Here is a 17585-nt window from a genome sequence, read left to right as displayed (position 1 = left end):
TCAGCGTCCGGCGGAACCCATCAGCGTGCTCTCGATCGCCGACCAGACGGCGTGGTCGCTCACGAGCGGGATGATCACGAGCGCCGAGGACACGAGGTTGCAGACGATCCCCGCCACGAGAGGGATCCAGAACGTGATCCGGCCCGCCCGCAGGTTCGCGAAGCTCAGCAGGACGGCCACGAGCCACCCCACGCCGAGCACGAGCGACGCCGCGAGCCCCCAGCCGCGCCCCGCCCCGGGGTCGGCCAGGGTCGCGCTGACCCCGAGCGCCGACAGGAACGTCGAGGCGAACCCGCCGTAGTCGATGAAGGTCGGGATCGACGTGAGAACGATGAACAGGCCGTATCCGAGCAGAACACCGGTCACGACACGGTCGACGAGCCGGCCGCGTCCGCGCACGGACGGCGCGGCGCCCACGGCGGGCCCTCTGGGCGTGGTGCGCTCGTCCGGAGCCTGTCCGTTCGAGAGCGCTGCCGTCGTCTCCGGCTGACGGATGCGAGCGCGCTGCTCCTCGGGCGTCGCGTACTCGCCGAACTGCGGTCGAGGACGGCCGTCGGGGTCGACCTCGGGGGCGTCGTCGGTCATGACCGTCCCCGTCCCCCGAGCGCGCGGCCGTCGCGGCGGCCCGCGGCGTCCTGGCGCAGCTCCTTGGGCAGCGAGAACATGAGGTCCTCCTCCGCGGTGCGCACCTGCTCGACATCCCGGTAGCCGGCGCCGGCCAGGTCGTCCAGCACCTCCTGGACCAGGACCTCGGGAACCGACGCACCGCTCGTGACGCCGACCGTGCGCGCCCCGTCGAGCCACTCCTGCTGCACCTCGTGCGCGTAGTCCACCCGATAGGCGGCCTTGGCGCCGTGCTCCAGCGCGACCTCGACGAGCCGGACGCTGTTCGACGAGTTCGCCGATCCCACGACGATCACGACGTCGGCGTCCTTCGCGACCTTCTTGATCGCGACCTGACGGTTCTGGGTCGCATAGCAGATGTCGTCGGAGGGCGGATCGTGGAGCTCGGGGAAGCGCTCGCGCAGCCGCCGGACGGTCTCCATGGTCTCGTCGACCGAGAGCGTCGTCTGCGACAGCCACACGACCTTCGACGGATCCTTGACCTGCACGTGGTCCGCATCCTCGGGCGAGTTGACGATCGTGACGTGCTCCGGCGCCTCGCCGGCCGTTCCCTCGACCTCTTCGTGCCCGAGATGACCGATCAGCAGGATCTCGAAGTCGTCACGCGCGAAGCGCACGGCCTCGCGGTGCACCTTCGTCACGAGCGGGCAGGTCGCATCGATCGCCTGCAGTCCCCGGTCGGACGCCGCCGAGACGACGGCCGGCGACACGCCGTGCGCACTGAAGACCACGTGCGCACCCTCGGGGACCTCGTCCACCTCGTCCACGAAGATGGCGCCCTGCGCCTCGAGCTCCGTGACGACGTGGATGTTGTGGACGATCTGCTTGCGGACGTACACCGGCGCACCGAAACGCTCGAGCGCCTTCTCGACGGCCACGACCGCACGGTCGACGCCGGCGCAGTAGCCGCGCGGGGCGGCCAGCAGCACCCGCTTCTCCCCGTCGACGGGGATATCCTGGAGGCGCCCGCGACGGCCCGGGACGCGCGGCACGGGCAGATGGACGGCGGGGGTGGTCACGCCTCGATTCTATGGGCGTGCCCCTGGACGGGCGCCGAGCGGAGGACACGCGTGACAGGATTCACCCCGGATGACGGAGCCCCGAGCGGCGACGCGATCCACCCGCGCGACTCGACGCGCGAGGCGCCGACCTCCGTCGCCCGCTTCGCCGAGACGATCCGCGCGTTCATCTCGGGGTGGGGCTCGGTGTGGGTCGAAGGCGAGATCGTGGGCTGGAACGTCCGCGGCGGCAACGTCTTCGGTCGCCTGAAAGACCTCACGACCGACGCCAGCGTCTCCTTCCGGATCTGGAGCTCGACGCGCCAGCGACTCGGCATGGAGCCCGCCGTGGGCGACCGCGTCGTCGCGGCGGTCAAGTCGGACTTCTTCGTCAAGACCGGCGACTTCTCGGTCATCGTGTCCGCCATGCGTCACCTCGGTCTCGGCGACCAGCTCGAGCGGTTGGAGCGGTTGCGCGCGCAGCTGATCCGGGAAGGCCTGTTCGACGCGGCCCGCAAGAAGCCGCTCCCCTTCTTGCCGAACACGATCGGCCTCATCACGGGCGAGCGCTCCGACGCCGAACGCGATGTGCACCGCAACGCCGAGCTGCGCTGGCCGGGCGTGCGCTTCCGCACGCGCCACGCATCCGTGCAGGGGGACCGCTGCGTTCCCGAGGTCATCGCGGCGCTCGAGGCACTCGACGCCGATCCGGAGGTGGACGTCATCGTGATCGCCCGCGGCGGCGGGGACCCGCAGCACCTCCTCGGCTTCAGCGACGAGCGCCTTCTCCGCGCGGTGGCGGCTGCGTCGACTCCCGTCGTGAGCGCCATCGGTCACGAGAACGATCGGCCCCTGCTCGACGAGGTCGCCGACCTCCGGGCCTCCACCCCCACGGATGCCGCCAAGCGCATCGTGCCCGACGTCGCCGAGCAGCGCGCGCTCGTGCGTCAGCTGCGCAGCCGGCTCGCGACGCGCCTGACGACGCGGATCGGCACCGACATCGCGCACCTCGAGCAGATCCGGAGCCGCCCGGCGCTGCGCCGACCGGAGCATCTCCTGGAACGCCGGGCCCAGGAGATCGAGCTCCTGGCCGCTCGAGGCCGCGACACCGTGGACCGCACGCTCGCCGAGGCGGCGCTGCGCACCCGAGAGCTGCGCGCGTCGCTGCGTGCGCTCTCCCCCGCGGCCACGCTCGCCCGCGGCTACGCGATCGCCCACCTGCCCGGCGGTGTCGTGCTGCGGGACGCCGCACAGGCACCACGCGGCACCGACCTCGTCGTCACGCTCGGACGCGGGTCGGTCAGCGCCCGTTCGGACGGTGAGATCGCCGAGGACGGGGACGGACGCGTCCCGGACGCGAACTAGGATGGACGGCATGTCCCAGCCCGCCGACAGCGTCGCCGACGTGGCCGGTCTCACTTTCGAGCAGGCCCGCGACGAGCTCGTCCGCGTCGTCGCCGAGCTCGAGCAGGGCGCTCCGACCCTCGAGCAGTCGCTGTCGCTGTGGGAGCGCGGCGAGGCGCTCGCGGCGCGCTGCGAGGAGTGGCTGCTGGGCGCGAAGCGCCGGCTCGACGAAGCCCGGGCGAGCGCAGAGGAGCAGTCGTGAGCCCCCGCGGGCCGCGGATCGTGGCCGAGCTCGGGCGCCCGGAGACGCCGGAGGAGACGGCGGCCCGCAAGGCCGAGTCCTCGCGCGCGTACCGCTCGAGCCAGACCTTCCGGCATCTCATCGCCGCCCTGCTCGCGACGCTCGCGGTCGTCGCGATCGTGATCTTCATGGTCCCGCGGGGCGATGTCGTCGGAGTCTCCCGGGTCGACGTCGCCACCGAGGCCGCGGCCATGGCGACGGCCTATCAGCGCACGGTCATCGCGCCCGCGGCGCCCGCCGGGTGGCTCGTGAACTCCGCCAAGATGGAGGGCGACGACGTCTCCGCGTGGACGGTCGTGTACGTGCCCGACGAGGAGGCGGGCTACCTGCGGTTCGCGCAGGCGTTCGATCCCGACCCCGCCTGGGTGTCGCGGACACTGTCGGGTGCGAGCTCGAACGGGAGCGTGACGATCGCCGGCATCGAGTGGACCCGCTACGAGATCTCGGACGCCGCGCGCGCGGGCAACGTCTCTTACGCCCTCGCGACCGACGCCGGAACCGACGAGGTGCTGCTCTACGGCACGGCCGACGCGGACACGACCGCGGTGCTCGCGGCGGCCGTCGCCGATCAGATCCGCGCGATGCGAGGAGGAGACCGATGAGCGAGACGGAGACGAGGATGACACCCGAAGAGGTCTGGACCCGGATGCTGGAGGGCAACCGCCGGTTCGTGGCCGGCGAGCCCCTGCACCCCCGCCAGGACGTCGATCGCCGTCACGAGCTGGCCGCCGGCCAGACGCCGCACACCGCGCTGTTCGGCTGCTCCGACTCGCGCCTGTCCGCGGAGATCATCTTCGACCAGGGACTCGGAGACCTCTTCGTCATCCGCAACGCCGGCCAGGTGATCTCCGACTCGGTGATCGGCAGCATCGAGTACGCCGTGGCGGTCCTCGGCGTCCCGCTGATCATCGTCCTCGGCCACGACGCGTGCGGCGCGGTCCGCGCCGCGATCGACAGCACGGCGCCCGAGGCGACGCCGCTGCCCCCGCACATCTGGCGTCAGGTCGCCCCCATCGTCCCCGCGGTGAGGCGCGTGCAGGCCGTCGACGGCAGCAGCGCCGGCCAGGTCGACCCCGACCACGTCGGGCGCGAGCACCTGCGCGACACCGTGAACGAGCTGCTGCACTCCTCCGAGCTCGTCAGCCAGGCGGTGGCCGATGGGGCGCTCGCGATCGCAGCCGTGAACTACCGGCTGTCCGAGGGGACCGCCGTACCCGACTTCATCGTGGGCGTGGCCGAGAGCCCCGCATCCTGAGATCGCCGAACGAACGCCGAAGGAGACATGACGTGGCTGAGATCGAGTACCGCATAGAGCACGACACGATGGGCGAGGTGCGCGTTCCCGCCGCCGCCCTATACGGCGCGCAGACGCAGCGCGCCGTAGAGAACTTCCCGATCTCGGGCAAGGGCCTGGAGTCGACGCAGATCGCGGCGCTGGCGCGGATCAAGAAGGCCGCGGCGCTGGCCAACAAGGAGCTCGGCGTCCTCGACGCGTCCGTGGCCGACGCGATCGCGCAGGCCGCGGACGAGGTCGTCACCGGGGTCCACGACGGCGACTTCCCCGTCGACACGTACCAGACCGGCTCGGGCACCTCCTCCAACATGAACATGAACGAGGTGCTCGCCACGCTCGCGACGCGCATCCTCGGCGCGGCGGTGCACCCCAACGATCACGTCAACGCATCGCAGTCGTCCAACGACGTGTTCCCGACCTCCGTGCACATCGCCGTCACGCAGGCCCTCATCGACGACCTGATCCCCGCGCTCGACCATCTCGCCGTTTCGCTGGAGGCCAAGGCAGAGCTCTGGAAGGACGCCGTCAAGTCCGGGCGCACACACCTCATGGATGCGACGCCCGTCACCCTGGGGCAGGAGTTCGGCGGCTACGCCCGGCAGGTGCGTCTGGGCATCGAGCGGGTGCAGGCCGTGATCCCGCACGTCGCGGAGGTCCCGCTGGGCGGCACGGCCGTCGGCACGGGCATCAACACGCCGCTGGGCTTCCCGCAGAAGGTGATCGCACTGCTCGCGGCCGAGACCGAGCTGCCGATCACCGAGGCCAAGGACCACTTCGAGGCGCAGGCGAACCGGGACGGGCTCGTGGAGGCCTCCGGAGCGCTGCGGACCATCGCGGTCTCGCTCACGAAGATCAACAACGACCTGCGCTGGATGGGCTCGGGGCCGAACACCGGACTCGGCGAGCTGCACATCCCCGACCTGCAGCCGGGGTCGTCGATCATGCCCGGCAAGGTCAACCCCGTCGTCCCGGAGGCGACCCTCATGGTCTGTGCGCGCGTGATCGGCAACGATGCGACCGTGGCGTGGGCGGGGGCGTCCGGCTCGTTCGAGCTCAACGTCGCCATCCCGGTCATGGGAACGGCCCTTCTCGAGTCGATCCGGCTCCTGGCGAACGCGGTCCGCGTGCTCGCCGACAAGACGATCGACGGCCTCGAGGCCAACACCGAGCGCGCCGCGGCCTACGCCGGCATGTCGCCCTCGATCGTCACGCCGCTGAACAAGGTCATCGGGTACGAGGCCGCGGCGAAGATCGCCAAGCACGCCGTCGCGAAGGGCATCACGGTCCGCGAGGCCGTCATCGACCTCGGCTACGTCGAGCGGGGCGAGATCACGCTGGAGCAGCTCGACAGCAAGCTCGACCTGCTGTCGATGACGCACGCGGGCTGACGGGCGCTCCGGGCGCCGGGGGCGATAATCGGAGGGTGAGACAGTCGCCGAGGATGCTCTCGGCCCGTGTGCGCACGCTGGGGACCATCCTGCTGGTGACGTGCATCGGGCTGGTCGTCGTGGGCGCGACCACGTTTCGGGCTGCAGTACGCCCGTATCTCCGCGGCTCTGGACCATCGGCTGATCACCAAGGTCGAGTCCCTCCCGGAGCCGGCGGGCGACGCGAACACGGTCGCCTACGTGACGCGCATCGTCTCCGGCTTCCTGCCGCTGCAGAACGAGGCGGTGGCGGGGATCGTGGACGGACGACCCGTCGCCTATCCGTCCGCCGGGAGCGACTTCACCGCCATCTTCGACCCCGCGCTCGTCACGGCCGCGGTGAACGCCGCGCAGGGCGCGCACGAGCCCGTGCTCGGCACGGTGGACACGCGGGCCGGCGTCGTGAGGTTCGTCGCCCAGCCGCTCGGCGTTCCCGGCGACCCTGCGCAGGGGATCTACCTGCGCGCCGTGGGAATGGACGAGGAGCTCGCACCACTGTACGCCTCGATCCTCACCTTCGCCCTCAGCGGACTCGTCGTGCTGACCGTCCTCGGCGTCGCCGGCTGGTTCGTCACAGGCCGGCTGCTCTCCCCGCTGCAGCGGCTGCGGGAGGCGGCGGACGCGGTCACGTTCGACGACCTGGGCGCACGTGTCCCGGAGACCGGCGACGACGAGTTCGCAGACCTCTCCCGCACCATGAACTCCATGCTCGAGCGGCTCGAGCTCTCGGTGGACAGTCAGCGGCAGCTGCTCGACGACATCCGTCACGAGCTGAAGACCCCGATCACGATCGTGCGCGGGCACCTGGAGATGATGGACGTCGCGGACCCGGTGGATGTCGCGGGCACGCGCGATATCGGCATCGCCGAGCTCGACCGTCTCACCCGGCTCGTCGAGGACATCGATCTGCTCTCCTCCGCCCAGGACGACCAGTTCTCGATGCGACCGATCGACCTGAGCGTGCTCACCGAGCACGTCGGCGAGCTGGTCGCAGCGATCCCGGGCCATCCCTTCACCGTCACACGCCGCGGACGCGGTGTGCTCGTCGGCGACTCCGACCGGCTCACGCAGGCGTGGCTGCAGCTGGCCGAGAACGCCGCGAAGTACACCCCTCCCGGATCCCCCGTCGAGATCGGCAGCGAATGCGACGGCGACGAGGCCCGGCTGTGGGTCCAGGACCACGGTCCCGGAATCCCGCCGGCCGCCCGGCGCCGGATCTTCCACCGTTTCGACCGCGCGGACACGCACCGGAGCGTCGGCGGCTCCGGGCTCGGGCTGGCGATCGTCGACGCGATCGCGAAGGCGCATGCCGGAGTGTGCACCGTCACCGACACCCCGGGCGGCGGCGCGACGTTCACGATCCGCATTCCGATCGGACGTCACCCCGATACGCTCGTCCCCACCCCGGTTCGCGCCGGGGACGTCGTGCTCCAACGAGAGGCCACCACATGACACTCATCCTCATCGCCGAGGACGAACCCCGCATCTCGGCGTTCGTGAAGCGCGGGCTCGAGTCGGCGGGGTTCGCCACCGAGGTCGTCGCGGACGGCGTCGAAGCGCTCGAGCGCGCCGAGTCCGGCGCGATCGATCTGCTGCTGCTGGATGTCGGGCTGCCGAGCATGGACGGGTTCGAGGTGCTCCGTCACCTCCGCGGTCAGGGCTCGACGCTCCCGGTCATCATGCTGACCGCACGAAGCAGCACGCGCGACACGGTGGACGGACTGAACGCCGGTGCCAGCGACTACGTCGCCAAGCCGTTCAAGTTCGACGAGCTGCTGGCGCGCGTGCGCTCGCGGCTCCGCGACACGGCGCCGACGGGTCCCGTCACCGTCGTCCACAGCGATGTCCGTCTCGATGTGCTCGCGCGCCGTGCGACGGTCGCGGGACGCGAGGTCGACCTCTCCGCGAGGGAGTTCGCACTGGCCGAACAGTTCCTCCGCCATCCCGGACAGGTCCTCAGCCGCGAGCAGCTGCTCTCGAGCGTCTGGGGCATCGGCTTCGATCCCGGCTCCAACGTGGTCGACGTCTACGTGCGCTATCTGCGTGCGAAGTTCGGCCACGACCGCATCACGACGGTGCGCGGCGCCGGCTACAGGTGGGAATAGGCCCCCGGCGCTGGGGGACGCCGGGGGCCTCAGGAGTTTCACGGGACCCGAACCCGTGATGCCGTTCCACGTACCGGGGGGTAGATCGTGTTCGGCCACTCCCTCGCTTCCCTCCGCCGGGTCTGGGGGAACCGTCGGCGGGGGATGAATGACTCGTCGTCATCCTTGCCTCTATCCTGCGCGAGCGGAGTGAGAACAGCAGGAGGACCACATGAGAAAGCTCTCATGTGGTCCTCCTCGCGATTCAGCTGAGCTCGCCGGACTCCAGGAGATCCGTGACGAGCGCCGCGATCGCGGATCGTTCGGAGCGCACGAGCGTGATGTGGCCGAACAGGCTGTGATCCTTCAGCGTCTCGATCACGGAGGCGACGCCGTCGTGGCGACCGACGCGCAGGTTGTCGCGCTGTGCGACGTCGTGCGTGAGCACGACGCGCGAGTTCTGCCCGATCCGGCTGAGCACGGTCAGCAGCACATTGCGCTCGAGCGACTGCGCCTCATCCACGATCACGAACGCGTCGTGAAGCGAACGCCCGCGGATGTGCGTGAGCGGGAGCACCTCGAGCAGCCCCCTCGCCACGATCTCCTCGAGCACGTTCGCGCTGACGACCGAGCCGAGGGTGTCGAACACGGCCTGGCCCCAGGGGTTCATCTTCTCCTGGGCGTCGCCGGGCAGGTAGCCCAGGTCCTGCCCGCCCACCGCGAACAGCGGTCTGAAGACGATGATCTTCCGCTGCTGCTGACGCTCGAGAACGGCCTCCAGGGCCGCGCAGAGGGCGAGGGCGGACTTTCCCGTCCCGGCGCGTCCGCCGAGCGACACGATGCCGACCTCGGGGTCGAGCAGCAGGTCGATGGCGATCCGCTGCTCCGCCGACCGGCCGTGCAGGCCGAACACCTCGCGGTCGCCGCGGACGAGCCGGAACTCGCCGTCACCGGTGACCCGGCCGAGGGCGGAGCCCCGCTCGGAGTGGATGATGAGGCCGGTGTTCAGAGGCAGTCCCCTGACGTCGTCGCTCATCGCGATCTCGGTCTCGTAGAGGTCGCTGATCTCGTCTCCGGACAGGTCGATCGCGGCGATGCCGGTCCAGCCCGAGTCCGCGGCCTGCTCGGCGAGGTACTCCTCCGCGTCGATGCCGAGCGAGGCGGCCTTCACCCGCATCGGCAGGTCCTTGGAGACGACCGTGACGTGATGCCCTTCCTGCATCAGGTGCATCGCGACGGCGAGGATGCGGGTGTCGTTGTCGCCGAGACGCATGCCGCTCGGAAGCACCGACGGGTCCGTGTTGGTGAGCTCCACCCGGAGGGTGCCGCCATGGCCCACCTCGATGGGGTAGTCGAGCCGTCCATGCTCCACCCGCAGCTCGTCGAGGTGCCGCAGCGCCTGCCGGGCGAAGTAGCCGAGCTCGGGATCGTGCCGTTTTGCCTCCAGTTCGGTGATGACGACGACAGGGATGACGACCGAGTGCTCCGCGAATCGGAAGAACGCTCTCGGATCGCTCAACAGGACCGACGTGTCCAAAACATAAGAGCGCAGATCAGTGGACTGATCTGCGCTCTCGTGGACGAGGTTCTGCCGGCTCTGCTCTGGTGCTCGTGTGGTCACAACCCGCTCCCACTCCGGGCATTGCCCGGTGTCTCGCCGAGTCGACCGTGGGTCGCGAGTCGCATCCTTCGGCCGACTCGATCAGGCGCCTTGCCCGATGCGTCGAACGTACGGCCCCGCGGCGGCACATGCCAACCGATCCCGGGCGTGTCGCGTTACGAGCAGATGAACTCTTCGGAGGTGCGGCCGGGCACCGAAACCGCGCTCCGCGGGGCGGTCACCGGCCGAAGCGCCGATCGCGACGACCGAAGTCACGGATCGCCCGCAGGAAGTCGACCTCGCGCAGGTCGGGCCCGAGGGCCTCCACGAAGTAGAACTCGCTGTGGGCGGACTGCCACAGCAGGAAGTCGCTGAGGCGCTGCTCCCCCGACGTGCGGATGACGAGATCGGGATCGGGCTGCCCGCCCGTGTACAGGTGCTCGCCGATCTGCTCGGGCGTGAGGCTCGCCGCGAGCTCCTCGAGCGAGCCGCCCTCCTTGTCGTGCTGCATGATGATGCTGCGAACCGCGTCGACGATCTCGCTGCGCCCGCCGTACCCGACCGCGAGATTGACGTGGAGGCCGGTGTGATCGGCCGTGCGGCGCTCGGCATCGGCGAGCACTCGCGCCAGCTCCGAGGGGAGGGCACCGGCGCGGCCGACGTGCTGCACCCGCCAGTCCCGCTCGTCCGCGAGCTCGGTGGCGAGCTCCGCGATGATCTCGATCAGATCGGTGAGCTCCTGCGAGTCGCGCTTTCGCAGGTTGTCGGTCGAGAGCAGGTACAGCGAGACGACGCCGACGCCGACATCGTCGCACCACCTCAGGAACTCCCGGATCTTCGCGGCGCCCGCGCGGTGGCCGTGCGCAGCCGAGGAGTAGCCGAGCTGGCGCGCCCAGCGGCGGTTGCCGTCGATCATCATCGCAACGTGCCGCGGCACGGCCATCCCCGGGATCCGGCGTCGGAGCCGGGTGCTGTAGAGCCGGTAGAGGGGGCCCCGTTCCCCGCGCGACGACCCGTTGATCACCCTCCTACGCTACTCCGCTCCCGGTTCCCATTCGATCCACAGCCCATGTGCTCTCGGCGGCATACGGCGGGATCTAGCCTGGGACGGTGAGACGCCCCCCGCGAGCACCCGACGTTCCCTCGCTTCCTCTGATGGATGCCGCCGCGTCCGAGCCGGCCGAGATCCGCCCAACCTGGCGCGGCTGGCTCCATGCCGGGACGTTCCCGGTGGCGATCGCTGCCGGGATCGTGCTGATCGTGCTCGCACAGGGAACGGCGGCGAAGTGGTCGGCGGCGGTGTTCATGGCCACGTCGCTGCTGCTGTTCGGGAACTCCGCGCTCTACCACCGCTTCAACTGGAAGCCGCGCGTGAAGCTGGTGCTCAAGCGCATCGACCACGCGAACATCCTGCTGCTGATCGCGGGCACCTACACGCCGCTCGCGGTGCTGGCCCTTCCGACTCAGCAGAGCGTGATCCTGCTGTCGATCGTCTGGAGCGGGGCGACCCTGGGCATCCTCTTCCGCGTTTTCTGGATCCATGCGCCGCGGTGGCTGTACGTCGCGCTCTATCTGCTCCTCGGCTGGGCCGCCGTGATGTACATCGTCGATCTGTTCGCGGCCGACGCCGCGATGATGGTGCTCGTGCTCGTCGGAGGCATCCTGTACACGCTGGGCGCCGTGGTGTACGCGCTGAAGCGGCCGAACCCCTGGCCGGGGTCCTTCGGCTTCCACGAGATCTTCCACCTGTGCACGGTGCTGGCGTTCCTGTGCCACTGGACGGCGAGCCTGCTCATCTGTCTGCACCCCGCCTTCCACGGCTGAGGACGGCTACGCGCGCGGACGGGCGTCCTGATCGCCGCCGCGGTCCTGCTCTGCGGGCCGGGACGCGGCATCCGCTCCCCCGGCGTCCTTCGCGGACAGCTCGGCGTCGAGGTCCTCGATCACCTCCGAGCGGTAGCGCGCGCGACGGATGCGGCGGAGCATGTCGACCACGAGGAGGATCACCGCCACGCCCAGGACCGCCATGACGGCGAAGCCCCACGGACCCGGCGTGACCAGGTTGGCGTCGACGTCCGGAGTGTCGCTCGGTGACGGCGTCACCGCTGCGGCCCACACGAGAAGATGCATCGTGACCTCTGTTCTGCACGTCGACGCGCACGGGAGCGCATAGCCTGGAAGCTCCAGCCTAATTCCCGACAGGGAGCGCCATGACGACCACGCAGCAGATGCTCGACGAGCGCTACGGCAGAACTCCCCGCAGCCGCCGGTTCTGGGTGTGGTTCACGACCGTCGCAGTCGCCGTCGCGATCGCCGTGGCCGGCTGGTTCGCGTGGTCGTCCACGGTCGCGGCGACGGATGCGACGACGACCGGCTTCGAGCTGATCGACGCGCATACCGTGACGGTGACGTTCCAGGTGACGGCGCCGGCGGGCTCGCCGATCGCCTGTGTCCTCGAGGCGCAGGACACCGATCACGGCGTGGTGGGCTGGAAGGTCGTCGAATACCCCGCATCCGACGCGCACTCGCAGGCGTTCACCGAGACCGTGCCGGTCGTCGCCGAGGCGACGACCGGTTTGGTCAACTCGTGCTGGGTGCCGTAGCCTGTCGGGACCACAGACGACGCCCCGGTCATCCGCCGGGGCGTCTCGGCTTTCACACGCCCCGCTCAGGGGCTTCCCCGAAGGAGGAGACGCCTGTGTCCGAAGAAGCCCCGGTGACCTTCCTCACCCAGGACGCGTACGACCGTCTGGTGGCGGAGCTGGAGCACCTCTCCACGACCGGCCGCGAAGAGATCGCCAAGCGCATCGAGGCCGCCCGCGAGGAGGGCGACCTGAAGGAGAACGGCGGGTACCACGCCGCGAAGGACGAGCAGGGCAAGCAGGAGGCCCGCATCCGCACGCTCCAGGCACTGCTCAAGAACGCGAAGGTGGGCGAAGCCCCCACGAGCACGGGCGTCGTCGAGCCCGGCACCGTCATCACCGCCACGATCGCCGGCGGCGAAGAGGTGTTCCTCCTCGGCAACCGGGAGATCGCCGCGAACTCCGAGCTCGACGTCTACAGCGAGGCCTCGCCCCTCGGGTCCGCGATCCTCGGCCTCAAGGAGGGCGACAGCACCTCCTACACGGCGCCGAACGGCCGCGAGATCGCCGTCACCGTCCTCAAGGTCGAGACCTACAGCGGGCAGTAAGCTGCGCCGTCGTGCCGCTCAGTCGGGCACGACGGCGGGCTCGTAGCCCGCATCCTGCAGCGCTCGCAGCACCTGGACGCGGTGGTCCTCACCCCGTGTCTCGACGCTCAGCTGCAGGATGACCTCGCTGATCTGCAGCCCGTGCCCGTGCCGGGTGTGCAGGACCTCGATGACGTTCGCGCCGACGGACGCGAGCAGCTCCGACACCCGGGCGAGCTGTCCCGGCCGGTCGGGCAGCGGGATCTGCAGGGTCATGTAGCGGGCGGATGCGGTGAGGCCGTGCGCGACGACGCGCTGCAGGAGCAGCGGGTCGATGTTGCCGCCCGAGAGGATCGAGACCGTGGGCCCCGACGCCTGCACGCGTCCCGTGAGGATCGCGGCCACGCCGACCGCACCCGCGGGCTCCACGACGAGCTTGGCGCGCTCCAGGAGCACGAGGATCGCGCGCGCGATGTCGTCATCGGTGACGGTGACGACATCGTCGACCACCCGCTCGATGATCTCGAACGGGATGTCGCCGGGCCGTGCGACCGCGATGCCGTCGGCGATCGTGGGCGTCGTGGCGACCTGCAGCGGCGCGCCTGCGGCGAGGGAGGCGGGGTAGGCGGCGGAGTTCGCGGCCTGCACGCCGATGACGCGGATCGTGCGGCCGGCGGCCGCGGCGCGCGCCTTGAGCGCGGTGGCGACCCCGGCGATGAGCCCGCCGCCCCCGATGCCGACCAGCACCGTGTCGACGTCGGGCACGTCGTCCCACAGCTCGAGGCCCAGCGTGCCCTGTCCGACCACGATGTCGCGGTGGTCGTAGGGCGGGATGAGGACCGCCCCCGTGCGCTCGGCGAACTCGGCCGCGAGACGCAGCGGTGTCTCGACCGTGTCACCCTCCAGCACGACCTCGGCCCCGTATCCGCGGGTCGCGAGCAGCTTGGGCACGGGGACTCCGAGCGGCATGAAGATGGTCGCGGGGATGCCGAGCCGCTGCGCGGCGCGTGCGACCCCCTGCGCGTGGTTGCCCGCGGAGGCGGCGACGACCCCGCGGGCGCGCTCCTCGGCGGTGAGCCGCGAGAGCCGGTACGCGGCGCCGCGGATCTTGAAGGAGCCCGTGCGCTGCAGGTTCTCGAGCTTGAGGTGCACGGGGACGCCGAGGACCTCGGACAGGTACTCCGAGGTCTCGAGCGGGGTGTGGTTGATGTGCGGCGCCAGGACGGCGGCGGCGTCTTCGAAATCGGCGAGTGTGGGCAGGTTCACGCCCTCTTCCTCCTCTGTCGGGGAACGGTGCTCCAGATGAGATCGTGGGGGTCGGGTCGCTCCCCCGTCTCCCACGCGCGGCTGGCGAGGTGGACGGCGGCGACGTTGACGAAGGCGGCGAGCGGCACGGCGAACAGGGCGCCCGGGATGCCCCCGATGAGCGCGCCGCCGGCGACCACCAGGACCACGGCGAGCGGGTGGACCTTCACGGCCGAGCCCATGAGGAGCGGCTGGAGGACGTGTCCTTCGAGCTGCTGCACCGCGAGCACGACCACAAGCATCCAGACCGCGATCCACACACCGTTGTAGACGAGGGCGAGGAACACCGCGATCGCGCCCGTGAGGACGGCCCCCACGATGGGCACGAAAGCGCCCAGGAAGACCAGGACGGCGACCGGGATCGCGAGCGGGACCCCCAGCAGGAAGGCGCCCAGGCCGATCCCGATCGCGTCGATCGTGGCGACCAGCAGCTGCGTGCGGGCGTAGTTCACCACCGTCACCCAGCCCGCGCGCGCGGCACCGTCGACGGCGGCGCGCGAGCGCTCCGGGAAGAGACGGGTGGTCCACCGCCAGATCCCGCCGCCGTCCGCCAGGATGCACAGGAGGATGAAGACGGCGAGCAGCGCCCCGGTCGCGACGTGACCGACCGTGGACCCGATCGCGAGGGCGCCCGACCACAGCAGCTCGGCCTGCTGCTGCACGAGGGCGAACGCCTGACGCAGGTAGTCGTCGATCTGCGCGGTCGTCAGGTGCAGCGGGCCGTCGACGAGGTAGGCGCGCAGCTCGCCCACGGCCGCCACCGTACGCGCCTGCACGGAGCCCCACTCACGGGTGATCTGCCAGATCGCGAGCCAGAACAGGCCGGACACGATCGCGATCGTGCCGATGAGCGCGATGACGATCGCGAGCCATCGCGGGAGCCGGTGCCGCAGCATCCACGTGAAGCCGGGCCAGACGAGCGCGGCGACGAGGATCGCGATCAGGAGCGGGATGACGAGCATCTTCAGCTGGATCACGAGCCAGACGGCGATGCCGGCTGCGACGGCGAGGACGATGAAGCGCCACGCGAACGCCGTGGCCACCCGCAGCCCACGGGGGACGGCGTCCGTCACGTCGGTCGAGACCGTGCGGGCGCGGAGCGCGTCGAAGAGCGATCCTCGGCTCTTCTGGTCCGGATCGCTCATCCGGCCAGTCTAGATCCGGCGCACGCTCAGGACCGACGACGTCACGCCGGTTGCCCGGCGCGGTCGTCGCGGTCGGTGTCCGCGGCCCTGCCTAAGCTTGCGCTCGTGCGCACTCGACTCTCCCGGTCCCAGGCCCGCCGCGTCGCCCTCTCCGCTCAGGGAGTCGGCTCGAGCCGCGTGTCCCGCGTCACCGATCGTCACCTTCATCGGGAGCTCGGCCGCATGTCGGTGCTGCAGATCGACTCCGTCAACGTCTTCGCGCGTTCGCACTACATGCCGCTCTTCTCGCGGCTCGGGCCCTACGACCGCGACCGCCTCGACCGCCTCGCCTTCTCCCGGCGCTCCCCGTACGTCGAGTTCTGGGCCCATCAGGCCGCGTTCATCGCGGCGGAGGACTGGCCGCTCTTCCGCTTCCGGATGGCGGAGCACCGCGAGCGGCACGAGCAGAAGGGCTGGTTCTCCGTGTCCGACCAGACGCTGGCCTGGGTGCGTGACGAGCTCGCCGAGCGCGGACCGGTGCGCCCCGCGCAGATCGAGCAGGACGCACTGCGGACCCCGCGGGGCCCGTGGTGGGACTGGAGCGCCGTCAAGAGCGCGCTGGAGTACCTCTGGTTCACGGGCGAGGTCGCCATCGCGGGGCGCCGCGGATTCGAGCGGGTCTACGGCCTCGCCGCCGACGTCCTGCCGGCGACCGTGATCGATCGGCACGTCGAGCGCGCCGACGCGCTCCGCGTGCTCGTCGAGCGCGCCGCACGCGCCTCGGGCGTCGCGACGGTCGCCGACCTCGACGACTACTGGCGCCTCGGCGACCAGCGCACGACGGCCGCGGTCGTCGCCGACCTCGAGCGCGAGGGCGTGCTGCAGCCGGTGGAGGTCGAGGGGTGGCGCCGCGGCGCCTGGCTCCACCGCGAGGCGAGCGTGCCGCGCGCGCTCGACGCCGCGACCGTGCTCACACCGTTCGATCCGGTCGTGTGGTTCCGTCCGCGCGCCGAGCGGCTGTTCGACTTCGACTACCGCATCGAGATCTACACGCCGGCGGCGAAGCGCCGGTTCGGCTACTACTCGCTCCCGGTCGTCCTGGGCGACGACGTCGTCGGCCGCGTCGATCTGAAGGCGGACCGCGCCGGCTCGGTGCTGCGGGTGCAGTCGGCCTGGTGGGAGCGCGCCCGGCCGCAGGACGCCGCCGAGCGGCTCGCCGGCGTCCTGCGCGACGCGGCGGCCTGGCAGGGCCTGTCGGGCATCTCGATCTCGCGCTGGGGCGACGCGGTCGAGGACCTGGCCCGGGCACTGCCCGATGCCGAACGTCACGAGGCGGGTCCCGAGCCGGTCGCGTTGGCCGCGGACGAGCCCGCGACTGCCTGAGACGCCGGCCGCCGGCCGCGGCGTCCGGTCGGCTAGAACCGTCCGCCCATCTCGTGGAGCCGTTCGATGCGGTCCGCGAGCGGCGGATGTGTCGCGAACATCCGCGAGAGGGCGCCGGGCCGGAGCGGGTCCGCGATCCAGAGGTGCGCCATCGAGGTGTTCGCCCGCTGCAGCGGCGCACCGTGCTCCTGGAGCTTCTGGAGCGCCGAGGCCAGTCCCTCCGGGTCCCGGGTCGTGAGGGCGCTCGTCGCGTCCGCGAGGTACTCGCGCTGCCGCGAGATCGCCGCCTGCACGGCTCCCGCGATCAAGGGCGCCACCAGCGCGGCGATGACACCGAACACGAGGAAGATCACCTGCGCCTGGTTGTTGCCGCTGCGGCGGGCACCGCCGAAGAAGGCGAACCGCAGGAGCATGTCGGCGACGATCCCGACGGCCACGACCAGGCCGAACACGATCAGGGAGACGCGGATGTCGTAGTTGCGGATGTGTCCGAGCTCGTGTCCGAGCACTCCCTCCAGCTCGCGGTCCGTCATGCTCTCGAAGAGCCCGGTCGTGACCGTGATCGCGGCCTTCTCGGGCGTCCGGCCCATGGCGAACGCGTTGGGCGCGGCGTCCTCGACCACGTAGAGACGCGGCATCGGGGTCCCCGTCGCGATGCAGAGGTTCTCCACGAGCCGGTAGTAGCGCGGCGCATCTGTCTGCGACACCTCTACCGCGCCCGCCAGGGCGAGGGCCTCCCTGTCGGCGGCGAAGTACTGCACGACCGCGTACCCCGCCGCGAAGACGAGGATGATCGCGGTGAGCCACCAGTTGTTGCCGGCGAGCCATCCCGCCAGCAGGCCGATGGCGGCCAGCAGCAGGAGGAATCCGATGAGGATGAACCAGGTGTTGCGCTTGTTCCGCGCGATCGCTGAATACACGCCAGCCTCAGC

At 70.8% G+C, this 17585-nt stretch carries 19 protein-coding genes; 11 read left to right on the top strand and 8 right to left on the bottom strand.

The window, feature by feature from the left end:
* Both QE381_RS01300 and QE381_RS01295 read right to left on the bottom strand, forming a co-directional pair.
* Window positions 1–585 carry a DUF6264 family protein gene (locus QE381_RS01300; protein WP_307214774.1) on the bottom strand — a complete coding sequence of 195 codons (585 nt, stop codon included), beginning with the start codon at window positions 583–585 and terminating at the stop codon, window positions 1–3.
* Window positions 582–1616: a 4-hydroxy-3-methylbut-2-enyl diphosphate reductase gene (locus QE381_RS01295; protein WP_307220371.1), complete on the bottom strand. Its 1035-nt coding sequence runs from the start codon at window positions 1614–1616 to the stop codon at window positions 582–584. The genes QE381_RS01300 and QE381_RS01295 overlap by 4 nt, the downstream gene beginning before the upstream one ends.
* 78 nt (window positions 1617–1694) lie before the next feature.
* On the opposite strand from QE381_RS01295, the gene xseA reads away from it, so the two are divergent.
* The 7 genes from xseA (at window position 1695) to QE381_RS01260 (ending at window position 8093) form a co-directional block, all read left to right on the top strand.
* Window positions 1695–2987 (top strand): exodeoxyribonuclease VII large subunit, encoded by a 1293-nt coding sequence (gene xseA / locus QE381_RS01290; protein ID WP_307214772.1) that lies wholly within the window; start codon window positions 1695–1697, stop codon window positions 2985–2987.
* A 1-nt stretch (window position 2988) separates the two neighbouring features.
* Window positions 2989–3228 carry an exodeoxyribonuclease VII small subunit gene (locus QE381_RS01285; protein ID WP_373426888.1) on the top strand — a complete coding sequence of 80 codons (240 nt, stop codon included), beginning with the start codon at window positions 2989–2991 and terminating at the stop codon, window positions 3226–3228.
* Window positions 3225–3869, top strand: coding sequence for a DUF4245 family protein (locus QE381_RS01280; protein WP_307214769.1), 645 nt, complete (start codon window positions 3225–3227; stop codon window positions 3867–3869). The genes QE381_RS01285 and QE381_RS01280 overlap by 4 nt, the downstream gene beginning before the upstream one ends.
* Window positions 3866–4522: a carbonic anhydrase gene (locus QE381_RS01275; protein WP_307214767.1), complete on the top strand. Its 657-nt coding sequence runs from the start codon at window positions 3866–3868 to the stop codon at window positions 4520–4522. The genes QE381_RS01280 and QE381_RS01275 overlap by 4 nt, the downstream gene beginning before the upstream one ends.
* A gap of 32 nt (window positions 4523–4554) precedes the next feature.
* Entirely contained in the window at window positions 4555–5949 is a 1395-nt protein-coding gene (locus QE381_RS01270) for an aspartate ammonia-lyase (protein ID WP_307214764.1), read from the top strand.
* 240 nt (window positions 5950–6189) lie between these two features.
* On the top strand, window positions 6190–7440 hold the full coding sequence (locus QE381_RS01265) for a cell wall metabolism sensor histidine kinase WalK (protein ID WP_307214762.1): 1251 nt from the start codon (window positions 6190–6192) through the stop codon (window positions 7438–7440).
* Window positions 7437–8093, top strand: a complete 657-nt coding sequence (locus tag QE381_RS01260; protein WP_307214760.1) for a response regulator transcription factor — start codon at window positions 7437–7439, stop codon at window positions 8091–8093. The genes QE381_RS01265 and QE381_RS01260 overlap by 4 nt, the downstream gene beginning before the upstream one ends.
* 244 nt (window positions 8094–8337) lie before the next feature.
* Here QE381_RS01260 and QE381_RS01255 read toward each other — a convergent pair whose 3' ends face one another.
* Complete coding sequence (locus QE381_RS01255; protein ID WP_373426887.1) at window positions 8338–9693, bottom strand: PhoH family protein; 1356 nt, start codon at window positions 9691–9693, stop codon at window positions 8338–8340.
* A gap of 217 nt (window positions 9694–9910) precedes the next feature.
* The gene (locus tag QE381_RS01250) at window positions 9911–10696 is read right to left on the bottom strand and encodes an isoprenyl transferase (protein WP_373426886.1); all 786 of its coding nucleotides are present in this window, start codon (window positions 10694–10696) and stop codon (window positions 9911–9913) included.
* Window positions 10697–10827: 131 nt separating this feature from the next.
* Between QE381_RS01250 and QE381_RS01245 the strand changes: the two genes are divergently transcribed.
* Window positions 10828–11496: a hemolysin III family protein gene (locus QE381_RS01245; RefSeq protein ID WP_307220366.1), complete on the top strand. Its 669-nt coding sequence runs from the start codon at window positions 10828–10830 to the stop codon at window positions 11494–11496.
* A gap of 6 nt (window positions 11497–11502) precedes the next feature.
* On the opposite strand, the gene QE381_RS01240 is transcribed toward QE381_RS01245, so the two are convergent.
* Window positions 11503–11802, bottom strand: coding sequence for a hypothetical protein (locus tag QE381_RS01240; protein WP_307214758.1), 300 nt, complete (start codon window positions 11800–11802; stop codon window positions 11503–11505).
* Window positions 11803–11882: 80 nt separating this feature from the next.
* Between QE381_RS01240 and QE381_RS01235 the strand changes: the two genes are divergently transcribed.
* Window positions 11883–12275 (top strand): DUF4307 domain-containing protein, encoded by a 393-nt coding sequence (locus tag QE381_RS01235; RefSeq protein ID WP_307214756.1) that lies wholly within the window; start codon window positions 11883–11885, stop codon window positions 12273–12275.
* A 95-nt stretch (window positions 12276–12370) separates the two neighbouring features.
* The gene (greA, locus tag QE381_RS01230) at window positions 12371–12862 is read left to right on the top strand and encodes a transcription elongation factor GreA (protein ID WP_307214754.1); all 492 of its coding nucleotides are present in this window, start codon (window positions 12371–12373) and stop codon (window positions 12860–12862) included.
* A gap of 18 nt (window positions 12863–12880) precedes the next feature.
* On the opposite strand, the gene ilvA is transcribed toward greA, so the two are convergent.
* Window positions 12881–14107, bottom strand: coding sequence for a threonine ammonia-lyase (gene ilvA, locus QE381_RS01225; RefSeq protein WP_307214752.1), 1227 nt, complete (start codon window positions 14105–14107; stop codon window positions 12881–12883).
* A complete protein-coding gene (locus tag QE381_RS01220) occupies window positions 14104–15291 on the bottom strand; it encodes an AI-2E family transporter (RefSeq protein WP_307214750.1) in 1188 nt (395 codons plus the stop codon). The genes ilvA and QE381_RS01220 overlap by 4 nt, the downstream gene beginning before the upstream one ends.
* A 177-nt stretch (window positions 15292–15468) precedes the next feature.
* On the opposite strand from QE381_RS01220, the gene QE381_RS01215 reads away from it, so the two are divergent.
* Window positions 15469–16653 (top strand): winged helix-turn-helix domain-containing protein, encoded by a 1185-nt coding sequence (locus QE381_RS01215; RefSeq protein ID WP_307214748.1) that lies wholly within the window; start codon window positions 15469–15471, stop codon window positions 16651–16653.
* A 32-nt stretch (window positions 16654–16685) separates the two neighbouring features.
* Here the strand turns inward: QE381_RS01215 and QE381_RS01210 are convergent, their stop codons facing one another.
* Window positions 16686–17573, bottom strand: coding sequence for a M48 family metallopeptidase (locus QE381_RS01210; RefSeq protein ID WP_307214746.1), 888 nt, complete (start codon window positions 17571–17573; stop codon window positions 16686–16688).
* Window positions 17574–17585 lie beyond the last annotated feature (12 nt).

The sequence above is a fragment of the Microbacterium sp. SORGH_AS_0888 genome (assembly GCF_030818905.1).
Lineage (GTDB): Bacteria > Actinomycetota > Actinomycetes > Actinomycetales > Microbacteriaceae > Microbacterium.
Note: the sequence above shows the minus strand (reverse complement) of the source record. Positions and strands in the feature narration are given on the sequence as shown.